Source organism: Bdellovibrionales bacterium (genome assembly GCA_019750295.1).
In the GTDB taxonomy this organism is placed as follows: domain Bacteria; phylum Bdellovibrionota; class Bdellovibrionia; order Bdellovibrionales; family JAGQZY01; genus JAIEOS01.
Window position 1 is genome coordinate 39,081 of the sequence record JAIEOS010000012.1, and the last position, 16,846, is coordinate 55,926.

General features: G+C 46.0%; 17 protein-coding genes. 14 read left to right on the top strand and 3 right to left on the bottom strand.

Features of this window, described 5'->3' with window-relative positions; translation table 11 throughout:
- Nucleotides 1-65 precede the first annotated feature (65 nt).
- On the top strand, nt 66-911 hold the full coding sequence (locus tag K2Q26_03725) for a class I SAM-dependent methyltransferase (GenBank protein ID MBY0314602.1): 846 nt from the start codon (nt 66-68) through the stop codon (nt 909-911).
- On the opposite strand, the gene K2Q26_03730 is transcribed toward K2Q26_03725, so the two are convergent.
- Both K2Q26_03730 and K2Q26_03735 read right to left on the bottom strand, forming a co-directional pair.
- Entirely contained in the window at nt 908-3,109 is a 2,202-nt protein-coding gene (locus K2Q26_03730) for a UvrD-helicase domain-containing protein (protein MBY0314603.1), read from the bottom strand. The genes K2Q26_03725 and K2Q26_03730 overlap by 4 nt on opposite strands.
- A 49-nt stretch (nt 3,110-3,158) precedes the next feature.
- On the bottom strand, nt 3,159-3,908 hold the full coding sequence (locus K2Q26_03735; GenBank protein MBY0314604.1) for an SPOR domain-containing protein: 750 nt from the start codon (nt 3,906-3,908) through the stop codon (nt 3,159-3,161).
- A 309-nt stretch (nt 3,909-4,217) separates the two neighbouring features.
- On the opposite strand from K2Q26_03735, the gene K2Q26_03740 reads away from it, so the two are divergent.
- From K2Q26_03740 to K2Q26_03800, 13 genes are all read left to right on the top strand, one after another.
- Nucleotides 4,218-4,856 carry a flagellar basal body-associated FliL family protein gene (locus tag K2Q26_03740; GenBank protein ID MBY0314605.1) on the top strand — a complete coding sequence of 213 codons (639 nt, stop codon included), beginning with the start codon at nt 4,218-4,220 and terminating at the stop codon, nt 4,854-4,856.
- A gap of 15 nt (nt 4,857-4,871) precedes the next feature.
- Nucleotides 4,872-5,861 (top strand): flagellar motor switch protein FliM, encoded by a 990-nt coding sequence (gene fliM / locus K2Q26_03745; GenBank protein ID MBY0314606.1) that lies wholly within the window; start codon nt 4,872-4,874, stop codon nt 5,859-5,861.
- A 10-nt stretch (nt 5,862-5,871) separates the two neighbouring features.
- Complete coding sequence (gene fliN / locus K2Q26_03750) at nt 5,872-6,198, top strand: flagellar motor switch protein FliN (protein MBY0314607.1); 327 nt, start codon at nt 5,872-5,874, stop codon at nt 6,196-6,198.
- Complete coding sequence (locus K2Q26_03755) at nt 6,195-7,361, top strand: flagellar biosynthetic protein FliO (protein MBY0314608.1); 1,167 nt, start codon at nt 6,195-6,197, stop codon at nt 7,359-7,361. Before fliN ends, K2Q26_03755 begins: the two co-directional genes overlap by 4 nt.
- A complete protein-coding gene (fliP, locus tag K2Q26_03760) occupies nt 7,345-8,091 on the top strand; it encodes a flagellar type III secretion system pore protein FliP (protein MBY0314609.1) in 747 nt (248 codons plus the stop codon). Before K2Q26_03755 ends, fliP begins: the two co-directional genes overlap by 17 nt.
- A 3-nt stretch (nt 8,092-8,094) precedes the next feature.
- A complete protein-coding gene (gene fliQ, locus K2Q26_03765; GenBank protein MBY0314610.1) occupies nt 8,095-8,370 on the top strand; it encodes a flagellar biosynthesis protein FliQ in 276 nt (91 codons plus the stop codon).
- 11 nt (nt 8,371-8,381) lie between these two features.
- The gene (locus K2Q26_03770) at nt 8,382-9,158 is read left to right on the top strand and encodes a flagellar biosynthetic protein FliR (protein ID MBY0314611.1); all 777 of its coding nucleotides are present in this window, start codon (nt 8,382-8,384) and stop codon (nt 9,156-9,158) included.
- 3 nt (nt 9,159-9,161) lie between these two features.
- Entirely contained in the window at nt 9,162-10,238 is a 1,077-nt protein-coding gene (flhB, locus tag K2Q26_03775) for a flagellar biosynthesis protein FlhB (protein ID MBY0314612.1), read from the top strand.
- Complete coding sequence (gene flhA, locus K2Q26_03780; GenBank protein MBY0314613.1) at nt 10,238-12,334, top strand: flagellar biosynthesis protein FlhA; 2,097 nt, start codon at nt 10,238-10,240, stop codon at nt 12,332-12,334. Before flhB ends, flhA begins: the two co-directional genes overlap by 1 nt.
- Complete coding sequence (locus K2Q26_03785) at nt 12,324-13,865, top strand: hypothetical protein (protein ID MBY0314614.1); 1,542 nt, start codon at nt 12,324-12,326, stop codon at nt 13,863-13,865. The genes flhA and K2Q26_03785 overlap by 11 nt, the downstream gene beginning before the upstream one ends.
- Entirely contained in the window at nt 13,858-14,670 is an 813-nt protein-coding gene (locus K2Q26_03790) for a MinD/ParA family protein (GenBank protein MBY0314615.1), read from the top strand. Before K2Q26_03785 ends, K2Q26_03790 begins: the two co-directional genes overlap by 8 nt.
- Nucleotides 14,671-14,728: 58 nt before the next feature.
- The gene (locus K2Q26_03795) at nt 14,729-15,508 is read left to right on the top strand and encodes a FliA/WhiG family RNA polymerase sigma factor (protein ID MBY0314616.1); all 780 of its coding nucleotides are present in this window, start codon (nt 14,729-14,731) and stop codon (nt 15,506-15,508) included.
- 88 nt (nt 15,509-15,596) lie between these two features.
- Complete coding sequence (locus tag K2Q26_03800; protein MBY0314617.1) at nt 15,597-15,977, top strand: hypothetical protein; 381 nt, start codon at nt 15,597-15,599, stop codon at nt 15,975-15,977.
- Here K2Q26_03800 and K2Q26_03805 read toward each other — a convergent pair whose 3' ends face one another.
- Nucleotides 15,978-16,844, bottom strand: a complete 867-nt coding sequence (locus K2Q26_03805; protein MBY0314618.1) for a hypothetical protein — start codon at nt 16,842-16,844, stop codon at nt 15,978-15,980.
- Between the last annotated feature and the right edge of the window lie 2 nt (nt 16,845-16,846).

The following is a 16,846-nucleotide window of genomic DNA, read 5'->3' on the forward strand; positions in this document are numbered from 1 at the left end:
GGCTTTAAGTTTAAGCTAAAAGTACTACTCTATGAAGAACACAATACCTAATCCTCAATTTTGATATGATCGATAAATTCAATAACCTACAAAAAATCTACGCTGAGCTCGACGGCAGTGTCCGGCGTAAAGGCCTTAACAGAGACTCTTCGGAACCGATCTATGCTTCCTATCTGAATTTGATAAAGTCCAATATCGAACTAAACGGAAAAAGTGTTCTAGATATTGGATGCGGAAGTGGTTGGTCTTCGTTTTTTATTTCGAAATTTGCAAAAAAAGTAATTGGACTTGATTTGCATAAAAATGGTTATGAGCCCGATTCATCAGACAATCTAGAATTTAAAACCGGGTCTGCTGAACAGCTGGATTTCGACGATGAAATTTTTGACGTAGTTACTACAAATGAGTGCTTAGAGCATGTGCCTCATCCAGATGTCGCCTTGACTGAGTTCGATAGGGTGTTAAAGCCTGGCGGCTATGTTGTAATTTCGGGCCCTAATCTTTTTAGCCTACTCCAGTCTTTAAGGGGTCTTACTCAATACGTTTGGAGCAATCGACCTTTGTATACGATTTTTTATCGTAGCCCGTCGCTTCCCAAGCATCCTCATGGAAATACATTTCCTGAAATATTAGTGAATCTATTTAAAAACTTATACTTTATCACGAAGCTCTATTGGATGAAGAAACCTTTGTTTAAGCGACGCGAGCCAGATTTGATCCCACCCTTTCATGCAGACAATGACGCTTGCTACTACTTAAATCCGCTGGATCTTAAATACTTTTTTGAATCTAAAGGGTACACCGTGGTGACTTTTTCTAAAAATAGACCTGGTTTTATGGCCATGATGCCATCCGGAACCGGATTTGTTGCACGAAAACCCGAAACATCAAAAAAGGTCTACGCGTCTTAAATTAAAGTGAGATTGGCGTGCTTCGCGTAGAATTTTTTAACCGTGTTGTCTCTAAAAACAATTCCGACTTTGATGTTGTCGCCTGAGCCTTCGACGGAATGAATGGCACCCGCACCGAAAATCGGGTGGCGGACTTTGGCGCCCACTTTGTAGCGAGCGTCGGTGCTGTCGGAGAAGTTTTCGTAGTCGGGGAAAGCATCAAACTGTTGAGTGGGCTTAGGAGCCTTTTGTGAGTAAACGCCTTTTTGCATAAAGCTCGGTCGCTTCTGCACGGCACTCATCACTTCGACGAGCTCTGCGGGAACTTCGTCTAAAAAGCGCGATGGAGGATTGAAGCGATGTTCGCCCCAGTGTCTGCGGCTTCGCGCATGGCACATGAAGAGTTCTTTTTCGGCACGGGTCATGCCGACGTAACACAAGCGGCGTTCTTCTTCGATCTTGCTGCCTTGCTCTTCGATGCTCTGAGTGCTTGGAAATAATCCGTCCTCAAGACCTACCATAAACACGTAAGGGAACTCTAACCCCTTAGAGATATGGAGAGTCATCATCGTGACCGCGGGCTTATTGCTATCGTCATCCTTATCCGCATCCGAAGCGAGGGCCATGTCGTTTAAAAATTTATCGAGAGTGGCCTCTTCGTGATGGGTTTCCGAAAAGCGCAAAATGGCGTTCCCGAATTCCTGTAAGTTTTCGATCCGTGCTTGCGACTCTTGCGTGTTATCGCTTTCGAGTTCTTTCAAATATCCTGTTTGATCCAAGATCTCTTGATATACGGAATAGATGTCGAGCGTCTTCATGCGCTCTCGTAAACGCACGATCATATCTAAGAATGCTCCCATCTTTTGGCAGGCTCGAGGATTGATCTGCTTTTCGGTGACGGCTTGAATGGCCGCATCGATCATGTTGATCCCATGGCGTAGACCGGTCTCTTCGACGATATCCATCGTCGTTTTGCCAAGTCCCCGCGTAGGAACGTTCACCACGCGTTTAAACGCAAGATCATCCCGCGGATTCAGAATAAGTAACATATAAGACACGACGTCTTTAATCTCTTTACGATCATAGAAGCGCACGCCGCCATAAAGTCGGTAAGGAATGCTCGCGCTTCGCAATTGCTCTTCGAGAATTCGCGATTGTGCGTTGGTGCGATAAAAGATCGCGATTTCGTTGAGCGAAACGTGATTGTGTAGGGCTTTGACTCTCTCGGCGACGAACTGGCCCTCTTCGTACTCGTTATCAAGCTCGACAATTTTTACTTTTTCGCCGCTCGGATTTTCAGTGAACAGCGTTTTATCGTGGCGTTCGGTGTTGTTGGCGATCACCGCTTGAGCGGCTGTGATGATATTTTTCGTGGAGCGATAATTTTGCTCGAGCTTAATGATCGTTGTGTCGCCAAAGTCTTTTTCGAAGTTTAAAATATTGGTGATGTCCGCTCCGCGCCAGCCGTAAATGGACTGATCTTCGTCTCCGACCACGCAAATATTATTGGTGTCACGGACCAGTCCCCGCATCATGCGATACTGACTGGCGTTGGTGTCTTGATACTCATCCACTAAGAGATACTGATATTGATCTTGAAGGTAACCACGAACCACTTCGTCACCTTCGATGAGTTTTAAAGTTTTATAAATCAGATCGCCAAAGTCGACGGCGTTGGATTGCGCCAATTCTTTTTCGTACTCACGAAATAGCTGAGCAAATTCTTTATTAAACAGGAGCTTTTGATCCATGATCTGGCGCTCGGTCATCGCCTGCGCTTTAACATTATTGATGCGTGATTGACAAAATTTAGGAGTGATGACTTTATCGTTGAGATTGAGCTTTTTGATGATTTTTTTAATCACTGATTGCTGATCGCTGTCGTCGTAGATGGAAAAGCCGGGATTGAGTCCAATTCGCGAACCGTAGCGTCGTAAAATTTGCACTCCCAAGGAGTGGAAGGTGGAAAGAGTGACGCGATTGCCGAGATGGGGCGGCATCATACTGTGAACGCGCTCGCGCATTTCTCGAGCCGCTTTATTGGTAAAGGTCACCGCCAGGATATTTTCCGGACGAATAAAACCTTTTTCGACGATATACGCGATCTTGTGCGTAAGAACCCGAGTTTTTCCGGAACCTGCGCCAGCGAGGATTAAGAGCGGCGAGCCATAATGCATTACAGCTTCGATTTGCTTAGAATTTAAGTGATCTAAAGACAATAAAAAACCCCAGCTGAAGTCAGATGGGGTTTGTTGTAAAACAGATAAATTAGCGAGTCAATTTTTGAACGATAGAATCTTTCACTACGCCTTGTTTACCGATCTCTGATTGGTACGTCATAGCTTCTTTTTTGTTTTTGAAGCTACCGATGCTGACGCGATACCAAGTTTTTCCGTTGATTTCGGTTTTAAACGGGAAGGCAGGGTAACCCTTTTTGATCAACGATCCGGCCATATTTTCAGCATCTTTTAAACTCTCATAAGAAGCCACTTGGACGGTGTACTCTGTCGCAGCCGCTTTCTTGGCAACACTGGAAGGAGAGCGATCGTCTTCTACTGGCATGCCGTGAGCCACTTGCTTGTGCTGAGGCGCTGCTTCGTGCTTTTCAGAGTGAGCATCGTGCTTTTCGGTAGCAGCAGCGCCGTGAGCGACTTCGTGCTTTTCAGCAGGGGCAGCGGTCTCACCGTGATGTCCTGACGCTGAAGCCACTTCGCGCTTTTCGCCATGACCTTCGCTCTCAGCATTTTCAATGGCCGATTTTGCGAGTTGCTGAATTTCCTCTTCGGAAAGTTCGCCAGATCCGGGCACTTCATCGTGCGCATCTGTATCGTCATTCATTGCGTGAGAATATTTTTTATCAAGTGATTTGAGAGCATATTCTTTATCGCTCAAACCTTTTCCAGAAATAATTCCAACGCTAAAAGAAAGTAGAGAAACTAAAACTACTAATAGTGTAACGATCACTTTCTCTAAACGACTTTCTTTTTTCCCCGGCGTACTTGCTCCGTCTTTTTTCATGAACCCTTCCTTGTTTTAAACCTTAAAAATGAGAATACTTGAGGCGCAGATAAAGCGCAATTCGGATGGCTCTACGTCTAGTGTGGTGCCAGATTGAGCCAACGGATATTCCCCCAGCTCAGATGTATCCTATTCTGCTTGAGTCCTGTCAATATATCGCCAGCGCACCGCCACCGAAGAGTCAGAACGCCGGCTTTTACGCGCCCCGAAAGGCTTTTATTGAGATCTGATCGCGCTCTGACCTTCCAAAGTCGGTGTGGCACTGCTGTTGCTGAGTCTATCGGTGAGACTAAAAAGTTTGGGGGACAAGTGGCAGATTCAAATGCAGCAAAGAAGCAAAAACCAGCTGAAGATCCAGCAGAAAATTCAGCCGAAGGTGGACAGCCGAAAGATAAGAAGTCGTTAGTATTGATGATCTTAGTCATCATTAATTCTTTAGTCCTGCTCGCCGTGGGCGGCGGATTATTCATGTACGTGCAGACCACGAAAAAGGTGAACACATCAATTACTGCTGAAGATGACGCGGGCGCAGGTCACGGCGAATCAGCTGCCGGCGATCATGGCGGCGGTCACGGAGCTCCGGCGGCAGATGCTCACGGCGGTGGGCATGGCGGTGGAGAAAAGAAAGCCGCGGCTCACGAAGGCGAAGCTAAAATTGTATCGATGGATCCCTTTTATGTGAACTTAAGTGGAAGCGAAGGCTACAAGCTTCTTAAAGTGACCATGAGTTTCGAAGTGGACAGTTCTGCCACGCAAGAAGAAATCGTAAAGCGCCAGGCGCAAATCAAAGACATCATTATTATTCTACTTTCGAGCAAAAACTACGGAGAGATCTCCGGTGAGAATGCTCAACAGCGTCTTAAAGACGAAATTATGGACACGATCAATTCTTTCCTCGCTAAAGGGAAAGTGAAAAAGATTTTATTTACTGAGTTTATCTTTAACTAATTAGGGTGAGAGCGTATGAATCAGGTATTATCACAGAGCGAAGTTGATGCACTCCTGTCGGCAGTCTCTGATGGCGAAATTAAGCCGACCGAGAAGAAGCGCAAGGCTGATGAAAAAGTCGTCGTTGTTTACGATCTAACAAGCCAAGATCGTATTATTCGTGGCCGTTTACCACAGCTCGACGTTATTTATGAAAAATTCATGCGTTCGTTCCGTGTGACATTGTCCTCGGCGATTCGCAAAATTGCGTCGCTCAATCACTCCAGCACTGATTTCTTAAAGTTTGGAGAGTTTATTAATACTCTTCCCACGCCCACTTGCATGAGTGTTCTCCGTTTAGGAAATCTCCGCGGGTCGGCTTTATTTGTGATCGAAACCAAATTAGCGTACGCGCTGATTGATAGTTTCTTTGGCGGCGACGATCGTCCCTATGCCAAAGTCGAGGGCAAAGACTTTACGCCGATCGAATTATCTATTGTAAAAAAAGTGGTGGAGTTAGCATTGGGAGATCTCGAACTCGCCTGGGAAGCGGTGGAGCCCATCGACTGCAGCTTCGTCAGAACGGAAGTGAATCCTCAGTTCGTGGGGATTGTGCCCCCGACAGACGTGGTCATCGCATCGACATTTGATGTGGAATTAGAAAAAGCCAGCGGCACTATGACATTGGTCATTCCTTACGCGGCGATCGAGCCTATAAAACAAAAGTTATCTTCGGGATTCCAGATTGAATCCGATCAAACAGATAAAAAACTATGGACCAAGATTTTTAAAGAGCAGTTGAAAGACGTTGCGCTCGACGTAAAAGTCAATTTGGGCGAGGCGAGCATTTCTATCGAAGATCTTATGAAGCTTAAAATCGGCGACGTGATTCCTTTAAATCAGGACGCCAGCAAAGAGATCGATATTTTAATTGAGAATACAAAAAAGTTTAAAGGCTTCTACGGAGTCAGTCATGGTTCAATCGCCATGAAGGTCACGGATAAGTCAGGCAATAATCGAAAATAAGAGGTGTTAAATGTCAGATGCAGCTAAAAAAGATATTCCCGAAGTTCCTCATTTGCAGGATCTTTCGCAGGACAAAGAGCCCAATCTTTCTCTCATTATGGATATTCCGCTCAAACTTACTGCGGAATTGGGACGTACAAAAATCGTCGTGAGCGAACTTTTGAATTTAGGTCAAGGAAGTGTGATCGAACTCAATAAGCTCGCCGGTGAACCGATGGAAATTCACGTTAACGATAAACTGATCGCTAAAGGCGAAGCGGTTGTGGTTAACGATAAATTTGGAGTTCGCCTCACAGATATTATTTCACCTAAAGAACGCGTGGAGCAGTTAAAATGAGGATTTTCTTAGCCGGATTACTAATTGCGAGTTTCTTTTTTTCATCTTTAGTTCAGGCCGCCGATGGAAACGAAACCTATTTGAACGCCGTCACGACGCAGGTCGAAGATGGCAGCCTCAAAATGGAATTCGATCTCAGCAATTCGATCTCGGCTAAGACGACCGACGTCAAGTTTCTCCGCCGTACGATTGAATGGGATCTCAAGGGGATCCTTTTAAAGAAAGACAAAATTTTTCTTAACGTCGGAAAAAACGATGTAAACAATATCTACGCCTCTCAAGTGGGTAATAACGCGACTCGTATTCGCATTAACCTCGATGCCAATAAAGTCGCGTCCAATTATCACGACCGTGTGGTGTTTTCGAAGTCGGGAAACCGTTTAACTCTCAAACTCGACTCGTCGATTCCGTTAATCTCTAACAATATTACTGAGCTCAATCGAATTTATGATATTGAGCCGGGCCAAGAGTCCTCCAGTGCGAACTCAAAAATTGCAAATGTATTGGATCAAAAGGCCACTTTGAAGGTGTCTGCCGATCCGACAAAGGCGGTTGTTCCGGTGCCTGCTGATGGAGTCACAACATCAGCGACGGCAGATGCTGATGACGAAGCCGCCGCCGCTTTGATTGATGATTCGAAGAGCGAAAGTGAAATCCCTTTGATCGTCAAAAAAGAGACTTCTAAAGAAGCCGGTTCTTCGCCTTGGGCTCGAATCATGATTGGTGTGGGAGTGCTTTGCGCTCTCCTATTATCGGTGATGTTCGTGAATAAAAAAATCCAAGCTCGCAAATCCGGTGGAGCTTTCAATCAAGACTCTATCGTTGTTGTTTCACAAAAATATCTAGGTCCTAAGCGCTGCCTGACATTGGTGCGCGTTTCGGGAGAGTACCTACTCTTAGGCGTTACAGATCACAATATTTCCCTCGTGAAAAGTCTCTCCGTGATCAATGACGAACTCCCGGCTTTGGATCCTAAGGATTTCGGCTCAGCGACGCAGGCCAGTTTTGGTTCGACGATCAAAGGCATGCAGCAAAAGATCGAAGAGTCGGAAGATGTAACAGCGATGGCCGAGGATACTGAGGACTCTTTCACCGTATCTTCCTTGAGTGACGTTAAAAAAATCATGAGAAAAAGAAAGTACATCGATGAAGCTGATATGTAAGGTTCTCTTATTTGTTCTCTTTGCCGGCTTTGCCACCGAAGCTTTGGCGCAGATCACTGTGCCGAGCGTAAGCTTTGGGATGAAGAGCACAAGTAACCCTAAAGAAGTGGTCTCGGCCATTCAGATCATCATATTGCTCACGGTGTTGACTTTAGCACCGGCGATTTTGATTCTGATGACGAGTTTCACGAGAATCATCATTGTCTTTTCGTTTTTAAGACAAGCTCTTGGTACACAACAAATGCCGCCGAACCAATTGTTGGTGGGTTTATCCTTGTTTCTCACATTCTTTATTATGCAGCCGGTTTTCTCAGTGGTAAACACGGAGGCGCTGCAGCCTTATATGAATCAACAGATCTCTCAGGAAGTGGCTTTCGAAAGAGTTCTGGTCCCCTTCCGCAAGTTTATGTTTTCACAAACTCGGCCAGCGGATTTGAATCTATTTATTCGTCTTTCTAAATTGAACGAGCCTAAAACTCGCGCCGATGTGCCGACTCCAGTTTTGATTCCGGCATTTGTGATCTCGGAATTAAAAACGGCGTTTCAGATTGGTTTTATCATTTATCTTCCGTTCCTGGTGATCGATATGATCGTCGCGAGTGTGCTTATGGCCCTCGGGATGATGATGTTACCTCCGGTGGTGATTTCGCTTCCGATTAAAATCATGCTTTTCGTTTTAGTGGACGGTTGGAGTTTAATTATTGGCTCTATGGTTAAGAGCTTCGGGTAAAATATGTCAGATGAACTCGTTTTAAATTTAAGCACGCAGACATTAAAGACCATGGCCCTGGTTGCGGCTCCGATGCTTATTGCGGCTCTTGTGACGGGATTGATTGTGAGTGTTTTTCAGGCGATCACGCAGATTAACGAAGCGACTTTGACCTTTATTCCTAAAATGATCATCGTTGCTATCGTTCTTGTGATCGCTGGTCCTTGGATGCTCGACACTCTTAAGGGCTTTACCGTAGAAATCTTTGAGACGGTGGGAACAATCGTCAGAACACAGTAGGGGCGTGACCCGTGAACGTTCTGCAAATCACCGAAATCCAAGCCTTTTCGTTTTTGTTGATCCTCGCGCGAATGAGTGCGTTTCTCGTGGCGTGGCCGCTTCTTGGTGGCATTAACGTTCCCGCTCCCGTCAAAGTTCTTCTCGCTCTTTTATTGAGCTTAGTTTTCTTTCCGTTATTAAAGGACTCCATGAATCTTCAGGTCATCGGTATCGCACATCTCATAGGATGCGTGATGAAGGAAGTGTTTGTCGGGCTCTGCCTAGCCTTCGTGTCTTACCTTTTCTTCTACGCCATCCAAGTGGGGAGTGAATTGGTGGCCACCAGTATGGGAGTCAATGCCGCCCAGATCTATAACCCGACCATGTCGGTATCGATGACTCCGGTCGATCAGTTTTACTCGATCATGGCCAGTTTGTTTTTCCTTTTGATGAATGGCCATCATATTTTTTTGACAGGTCTCCTTCACAGCTATGACATCATCCCCGCGACTCGATGGGGCTTAAGTTTAGAGTCTTTTTCTCAAATCGCATTAATCGGTAAAGAAGTGCTGATCATCGGCTTTCAACTGTCAGCTCCCGTGTTGGTTTCAATTTTGCTTATAAATATATCGATGGCCATTATTGGTCGAGCAGTACCACAGATGAATGTCCTGCTCACGAGTATGTCCGTTAACGTTTTGGTGGGGATTTTTATTTTAATTTTTGCGATTCCATTGATCTGGAGTGAGTTTCATCAGAGCTCCGAATTTTTTATGGAAGCGTTTATGGGATTCTTAAAGACAGTTTAACTTATGGCAGAACACAGCGAGCAGGAACGCACAGAAGAAGCAACCAGTCAGCGGAGAGAGGATTTCCGCCGTCGTGGTCAAGTCGCGCAGACGAAAGAACTTTCGTCGGTGTTTATGCTTTTGGGTCTAGCTCTTTTGATGTGGATGATGGGGAAGTACTTCCTCGATAATATCTTCGACACCTACCGGATGGCTTTTGATCTCATCCGTCCTGATGTTCTCCGGGACAACAACATCACGGGTTACCTTGCAGCCTTTGGAATCAAGGCGGCGATGATTTTGGCGCCAATTCTTCTTTTCGCGCTTGTGTTTTCGATTGGTGCTTCGGTGCTCCAGACCGGTCTGTTGTTTAGCGAAGAAGCTCTTTCTCCAGATTTAAATAAAATGAACCCGCTCACGGGATTTAAACGAATCTTCAGTCTTCGGAATCTGATGGAGGGGGTTAAGTCTCTCGCGAAGTTCGCGGCCATCGGGGGCGTGGTTTATAAAATTCTTTCCGGGGTGATGACGGGACTTCCTGAGCTCACTTTATTCTCACCCACGCAGACGATGGGGTTCCTTGTAACGCTCATCTTTAAATTGCTATTTAGTGTCGGCATCCTGATGCTTGTGATCGCCATCGCGGATTACTTTTTTCAACGCTTCACGCTCGAAAATGAGATGAAGATGACAAAACAAGAAATTCGCGACGAAGTGAAAACCCGAGAAGGGGATCCGCTCATTAAAGCGCGCATTCGGAAGATACAAAAAGAAACAGCTCAGCGCCGGATGATGAGTGACGTGCCTAAGGCAGATGTGATTATCACAAACCCGACTCACATTGCGATCGCTCTAAAATACAATCCCGAAAAGTACGCGGCCCCGATCTTATTAGCTAAAGGCCAGGATCACGTCGCTATGAAGATCAGAGAGCTCGCTAAAGAGCACAATATTCCGATCGTCGAGAACAAACCTCTGGCGCGTGCGATTTTTAAAACTATGGAACTGGGACAGGTTATTCCCCGTGAACTCTTTGCCGCGGTGGCTGAGGTTCTCGCTTACGTCTTTAAACTTAAAAAGAAAAAACTGGCTAGGATCTAATGGAAGCGATGATTCAATTTTTAAGAAAGTTCGATAAGCTCTCAAAAAACTTAGACATGGTCATGGCCCTGTCGATCATTGCGATTCTTTTCGTCATGATTATTCCACTTCCTCCAGTGCTTTTGGATTTATCATTAACTTTTTCGATCATGTTGAGTTTGTTAGTTCTTTTGGTGGCCGTTTACACGCAACAGGTCTTAGACTTTAGCGTCTTCCCCTCACTTCTCTTGATTTCGACTCTCTTCCGCCTGTCGCTCAACGTGGCGACAACACGCTTAATTCTTTCAGAGGGTCATAACGGTCCAGATGCGGCAGGATCTGTGATCCACGCGTTCTCAAGCTTCGTCATCGGGAATAACTACGCCATTGGATTTATTGTTTTTATCATCTTAGTTGTCATTAACTTTGTGGTGATCACTAAAGGTTCGGGTCGTATTGCGGAAGTGGCAGCGCGCTTCACGTTAGATGCAATGCCGGGTAAACAAATGTCGATCGATGCGGATTTGAATGCTGGTCTTATTAACGAAGAACAAGCTCGGACTCGTCGTAAGAAGATCGAAAACGAAGCGGACTTCTACGGAGCCATGGATGGTGCCAGTAAATTCGTTCGTGGAGATGCGATTGCCGGGATCGTGATCATGGTGATTAACATTATCGGTGGTCTAGCCATCGGTGTTCTTCAACAAGGGTTAGATATCAGCACGGCCGCCAAATTCTACACGCAATTAACTGTGGGTGATGGGCTAGTCACGCAAATTCCAGCGCTGATCGTTTCGACAGCGGCCGGTACAGTGGTGACGAAGAACAGTTCGAAGTCGAGCATTGGTGCCGACATCGCCACACAGCTTTTCATCAATCCGAAAGCCGTTTTTGCGGCTTCGGGAATTATGTTTATGTTCGCCGTGATTCCAGGGCTTCCGGCTCTTCCGTTTGCCTTTATGGCGATCCTGCTCGGCGGAATCGGTTACGTCACTATGGAAACTCAAAAACAAAAGGCAAAGGACGAAGAGCAAAAACAAACAGCCGAAGCTCAGAGACCTAAATCCGAAAATATCGAAAGCCTTCTTCCTTTGGATTTGGTTGAGGTCGAAGTGGGTTATGGATTAATTAATATCGTCGAGTCTCACGAAAGCGGCGATCTCATGGAGCGTATCGTGAGCATACGTAAGCAATTTGCTATAGATTTAGGGGTCATCATCCCGCCAGTTCATATCCGAGATAACTTACAGTTGAAGCCAGGGGAGTATCGAATCCTCATTAAGGGTCACAAAGTGGCACAGGGCGAGCTCAAGGCTGAATGTTTTCTGGCGATGGATCCCGGCGGCGCTTCTAAAAAGATCGATGGTATTCCCACGAAGGAGCCGGCGTTTGGCCTGGATGCTCTATGGATTACGAAGAGTCATAAAGAAGAAGCGGAACTTAAGGGTTACACCGTGGTGGATTTGCCAACAGTCATGGCCACTCACCTGACGGAAGTTCTTCGAATGCATGCGAACGAATTGTTCGGTCGCCAAGAGGCGAGTGCGCTGGTAGAGAACTTTAAAAAGAATTACCCGAAAGTGGTTGAAGATCTTATCCCAGATCAATTGTCTCTGGGAGCCGTGGTTAAAGTTCTTCAGAATCTTCTTAAAGAACAAGTCTCCATTCGCGATCTATTAACCATCTTCGAAACTCTCGGTGACGAAGCCTCTAAGAGCAAAGACACCGACGCATTGACCGAAGCCGTACGTCGTCGTTTAAATCGCGGAATCACGGCGAAGTATGCGGATGATAGCGGTAGCATTCAAGTCATGACGTTGAGTGGAAATCTCGAGGAAGAGATCATCCAATCCCTCATGCAAACAGAACAGGGCATTCAGTTGGCCATGGATCCGATGCGCATGCAAAAGATCGTGCTTAACATTGCTGACATGATCGAGTCGCACCCGGAGATCGCAAGTCAGCCGATTCTTTTAACAAGCCCAACGGTGCGTCGCCATGTTCATAGAATTGTGAGCAAATTTATTCCGCAACTTGTGGTGCTCTCGCATAACGAAGTGTCATCGCAAGCCAGAGTTTCGTCCGTAGGAGTCGTGGAGGTTCCGTATGCAAGTTAGAAAATACGAGGCATCAACTATAAAGGAAGCCGTAGATCAGGTGAAAAAAGATCTCGGCCCTGATGCCATTATCCTTTCGACTCGCGAAATTGCGGGAAATCGAAATGCGCTTAAGAAAGTCATGATCACGGCCGCCGTGGCCGAACAAACGTATCAAAAAAAACGTGTGGTCGAGAGCAATCTTTCCGAAAAAGAAAGACAAAAACTTTCAAGCCGACCAGCTCGTCATCAGCGCGAAGTGATCAATTCTATTTACTCGAACCTTCAAGAAAAAATCGAAACGAAACGCCGCACCAGTCTTGCTGGAGTCAATTACGCATCCATTCGTGAAGAGGACGAGGGCTACCAAGACGATCCTCAGGACGATGACGATGCTGAGGCGCAGTTTGAGCAACAGCTGGCTCAACTCAAGAGAAAAAATACTTTAAAGCCATCCGCCAACGGAGCCACGACATCGCCAACGGAAGCTACCACCGCCGGAAAGCGAGTGAAGCAGGCGGTACTGAACGCCTTCACCGCCATCGAAAAATCAGATTTTATTAAAGACGCTAAGCCCAAAACGGTGACGGCAACGGGAACGTCGAAAACAGTGATCAACAAAGCCGACACGGCTCGACTGGAAGAGCTCAAGGGCGAAATTAAAAGACTTCAATCCTTACTCCAATCCACCAGTGGAAATTCTGCCGCCAAGGAAGTTCCCCCGTTCTCGGGCGCCAAACACGGGATCGTTCCCGAAGCGAGCTTCATGTACGATAAGCTCATCAATGCGGGCTGTGATGATAAAACGGCAGCAATGATTTTAAAACAGGCTCATCAACAGCTGGGTGAGAATGTAAAGAAACGAGCGGTGCTTGATGCCTACACGGCAAAGTGGGTATTAAACGCCATGGACGTCGTAAAAAATCCGTTGGTGGGTCGTTTCCACTTTTTTGTGGGACCCCGCGGAGTCGGCAAAACATCGACATTGGTGAAAATGGCGAGCCACCTTGTTCTTAAAGAACGAAAAAAAGTGGCCATTATTTCTGCGGACACCAACAAAGTGGGCGCGGTCGATCAACTTCGCATCTATAGCCATATATTAAATGTACCTTTTGCTGTGGTTAAGAATAGTCACGAGGTGATTAGCGTGATCCAACAGCTCAATGGTGTGGATTACATTCTTTTTGATACGCAAGGGTTATCACTCTCGCAAATGGAAGAGATTGAGTGGATTAAAAATTTAATCCCGCAAAACTTGGGGGATGCGCGCATTCACTTGGTTTTATCGGCCATGATGAGAGACGAAGAGCTCAGTGGATTGAGCCGTCGTTTTAAAGCGATTCACTTCCATGATGTGATGTTCACTAATTTGGATCAAGTTCATAGATACGGATTTTTAATTAACTTTCAGAGAAACGTTCCTGCTCCGTTTTATGCCTTCGGCATGGGACCAATGATTCCCGAAGACTTTGAGTGGGCGACTAAGGAACGAGTTCTCGATCTCATCTTCAAAATTTCTAAAACTAAGTGGGAAGGCGAAAAACATGACTGAGAAAAGCATACGAACAATAAGCATCACGTCGGGAAAAGGTGGCGTAGGTAAGACGACGCTCACAACAAATCTCTCCTACTTGCTATCAAATTTAAATAAAAAAGTATTAATTCTTGATGGCGATATGAGCCTAGCGAATGTGGATATCTTCTTTAGAAAAAATCCGGATAAAACATTAAAAAACTTTTTTGACGGAACCGCCACGCTTCCGGAGATTATCGTTAAGTACTCAAAGAATGTTCATATCCTTCCTGGCTCCAGTGGGATTTTAGAACTCACGCAGTTAAATGCATTCCAAAAGAAAATGCTCATTGATGGCGTCAGTCAGCTCGAAGGGGAGTACGATTATTTACTGATCGATACGGCCTCTGGCATTTCCGACGAAGTCTTGTATTTAAGCAGCGCCGCTCAAGAGGTGTTTGTGGTACTCCAGGCGGATCCGTCAAGCCTTACGGATTCCTACGCTTTAATTAAGCTTCTTCATCAAAAATACAAGATCAAGACCTTTTCGATTGTGGCCAATCAAGTGCTTAACGAGCAAGAGGCTCTTAAAGTTTACGACCGAATCAATACGGTCGCGGCGAAGTTTCTTAACATTAACCTGCAATATGTTGGATATGTCCCATTTGATATCAAATTGAGACAGGCGACGGCTCAACAAGAGCTGGTTTCCTCATTTGCACCTCATTGTTCGTCTAGTTTTGGGATGAAGCGGATTGCTGATTTTATTGATAATTCCGCACGTAAAGACGAATGTCGTGGGGGCCTACAGTTCTTTTGGAACCAGGTCTTGAATATTGCTTGAGTCTGGCCCCTCTATCTTAATTGAATTTTTTTGTTAAACTGGTTGAACAAGGTTGGTTATGTCAAATTCGCCCGCGAAAAAATATAAAGAAGAAGCGTTAAAAATTTCTCCTGCACAAAAAGACAAACTCATCGTTGAGTATGCGCCTCTTATTAAATTCGTTGCGCAAAAGATCGCAGCCCGTCTTCCTTCGAACATCGAATTAGATGACTTGATCTCCAGCGGCGTGATCGGGCTCATGGACGCGATCGATAAATACGATCCCACCCGTGATAATAAATTTAAAACCTATGCTGAATTCCGTATTCGTGGAGCCATTCTCGATGAACTGCGCGCTCAGGATTGGGTGCCTCGATCGGTTCGTGATAAATCGAAGATGCTCGACAAAACCATCGTTGAGCTTGAAGTTAACTTAGGCCGAACACCTAAAGACGAAGAGATCGCCGAGAAGCTAGCGATTTCGATGGATGAACTTCATGAGCTGGTCAACGAAGTGCGGCCGGTGAGTGTAGTCTCCATTGATGAAACACCCACGTTTAGCACCGTGGATAAAAAGTCTATTCTTAATATCTTAGACGGTTGTAAATTCAATAACCCTCAAAACCAGCTCGATGTAAAATTCTTAAAAGATGTGATCACAAAAGCGATCGAAGAGCTTCCTGAGCGTCAGCGCTTAGTGCTTTCTTTGTACTATTACGAAGATTTAAATTTAAAAGAGATCGGCCGAGTTCTTCGCGTGACGGAGAGTCGCGTGTCGCAACTTCACGCCCAGGCCATCGTTCGCTTAAGAGCTAAGCTCAATCAAGCGTTCCAAAACCGCGATTTAGAAGCCTCTTAATAGCGCCGTCCTTCTGAGGGAATGCCACAGCGCCTTCAGCTCGACAACTCCGATTCAAATTTGCGATGATCTTCTGTGAGAGGTTTCCATGAAGTTCATCCCAATTTTGTGTTTTCTATTTCTTTCGCTTTCAGCGAGCGCTCAACTTCTTTCGGTAGAGGCTAACTGCTGGAATTCCGCCCTGGATAGTGATGGTTCATTTTTGTGTCAGTATGTGGTGATGAGCGCCAAAGAGGCGGGTATAAACTCTTATATCTATCCTGAACTGCGCGCCCCCGACGGCGATGGCCCTCTGACGCTGATCCAAGCGGACCGAGCTTGTGCTCTCCTCGGCTTTCGCTATGCGATTCGTTTCGAGTTAGAGAGCCCGGGGAAAGAACGACAACAGATCCTTTTCAATCAAAACGGAAGCGCGAGCCTTGAGCTTTCTCCAGATCCCTTTATTCAACATATCAATTGCGGGGATTAATTACTTTTGCCAGCCGGGCACCCAAGCGGCCGTGCGACCACCAATATCTTCGTGAACGATTTTTCCGCGACGGGTGCGGGCATTTTTAGATTTCCCCCAACGCTCGTGAAAGATCCATGTCTTTGGAAATCGCTCGTAGTCCGCATCCACCTGAACCGCCTTTTTAACAACGGCTAACGTTTGCTGATGCAACTTCTTGAGCTGAGCGGGCTTCAGGGCGCAGGCCAGAGTTTTGGGTGCAATCTGCGCGTGGTATAAAATTTCGTCCGCCAACCAATTGCCAATTCCCGCAAATAAACTCTGATCGAGGAGCACAGATTTGATCGGTTTTTTACGTCGAGCTAATTTTTCGCCTAATACTTTAACACCCGGGAAGTCGAGGAGGGGATCAAAGCCCAACGCCTTGATGCGCGGATGTTCCCAGGGTTTATCGGTGAGCCACATGCGACCAAAGCGGCGGGGGTCGATAAATGCCATCTCGAAACCTTTTTCAAACTCCAAAAGCAACCGGGAGAACCACAGTTTCTCGCGAACACTCTCGCTCTTTTCGCTCCACAACTTAGCACCGCCCCAGATCTTCTCGGGCCCTCGGCCTTGAGCTTTGGGATTAACGATAGCGACGTTACCACTCATCCCAAGATGGAAGATCGGCCAGGGCTTACGATCTAATTCTAACCAAAAGTATTTCCCTTTGCGACCGGTGCCGCGAATCTTGGCGCCGATCAAAGCTTTTTGAACCTCTTTTATCGGAGCGAACGCAAAAAGGTAACGGTCTTTGGGATCAAGATCTAAGGCTTTGATTTTTTGACCGACCAACTGTTTGTGAATCTGTCGTCGAACGGTTTCGACCTCGGCGAGTTCTGGCATTT

Coding starts and splice junctions, on each gene's coding strand:
- K2Q26_03725 (MBY0314602.1), top strand. CDS start 66: ATGATCGATAAATTCAATAACCTACAAAAAATCTACGCTGAGCTCGAC.
- K2Q26_03735 (MBY0314604.1), bottom strand. CDS start 3,908: ATGAAAAAAGACGGAGCAAGTACGCCGGGGAAAAAAGAAAGTCGTTTA.
- fliM (MBY0314606.1), top strand. CDS start 4,872: ATGAATCAGGTATTATCACAGAGCGAAGTTGATGCACTCCTGTCGGCA.
- fliN (MBY0314607.1), top strand. CDS start 5,872: ATGTCAGATGCAGCTAAAAAAGATATTCCCGAAGTTCCTCATTTGCAG.
- K2Q26_03755 (MBY0314608.1), top strand. CDS start 6,195: ATGAGGATTTTCTTAGCCGGATTACTAATTGCGAGTTTCTTTTTTTCA.
- fliP (MBY0314609.1), top strand. CDS start 7,345: ATGAAGCTGATATGTAAGGTTCTCTTATTTGTTCTCTTTGCCGGCTTT.
- fliQ (MBY0314610.1), top strand. CDS start 8,095: ATGTCAGATGAACTCGTTTTAAATTTAAGCACGCAGACATTAAAGACC.
- flhB (MBY0314612.1), top strand. CDS start 9,162: ATGGCAGAACACAGCGAGCAGGAACGCACAGAAGAAGCAACCAGTCAG.
- flhA (MBY0314613.1), top strand. CDS start 10,238: ATGGAAGCGATGATTCAATTTTTAAGAAAGTTCGATAAGCTCTCAAAA.
- K2Q26_03785 (MBY0314614.1), top strand. CDS start 12,324: ATGCAAGTTAGAAAATACGAGGCATCAACTATAAAGGAAGCCGTAGAT.
- K2Q26_03790 (MBY0314615.1), top strand. CDS start 13,858: ATGACTGAGAAAAGCATACGAACAATAAGCATCACGTCGGGAAAAGGT.
- K2Q26_03795 (MBY0314616.1), top strand. CDS start 14,729: ATGTCAAATTCGCCCGCGAAAAAATATAAAGAAGAAGCGTTAAAAATT.
- K2Q26_03800 (MBY0314617.1), top strand. CDS start 15,597: ATGAAGTTCATCCCAATTTTGTGTTTTCTATTTCTTTCGCTTTCAGCG.
- K2Q26_03805 (MBY0314618.1), bottom strand. CDS start 16,844: ATGCCAGAACTCGCCGAGGTCGAAACCGTTCGACGACAGATTCACAAA.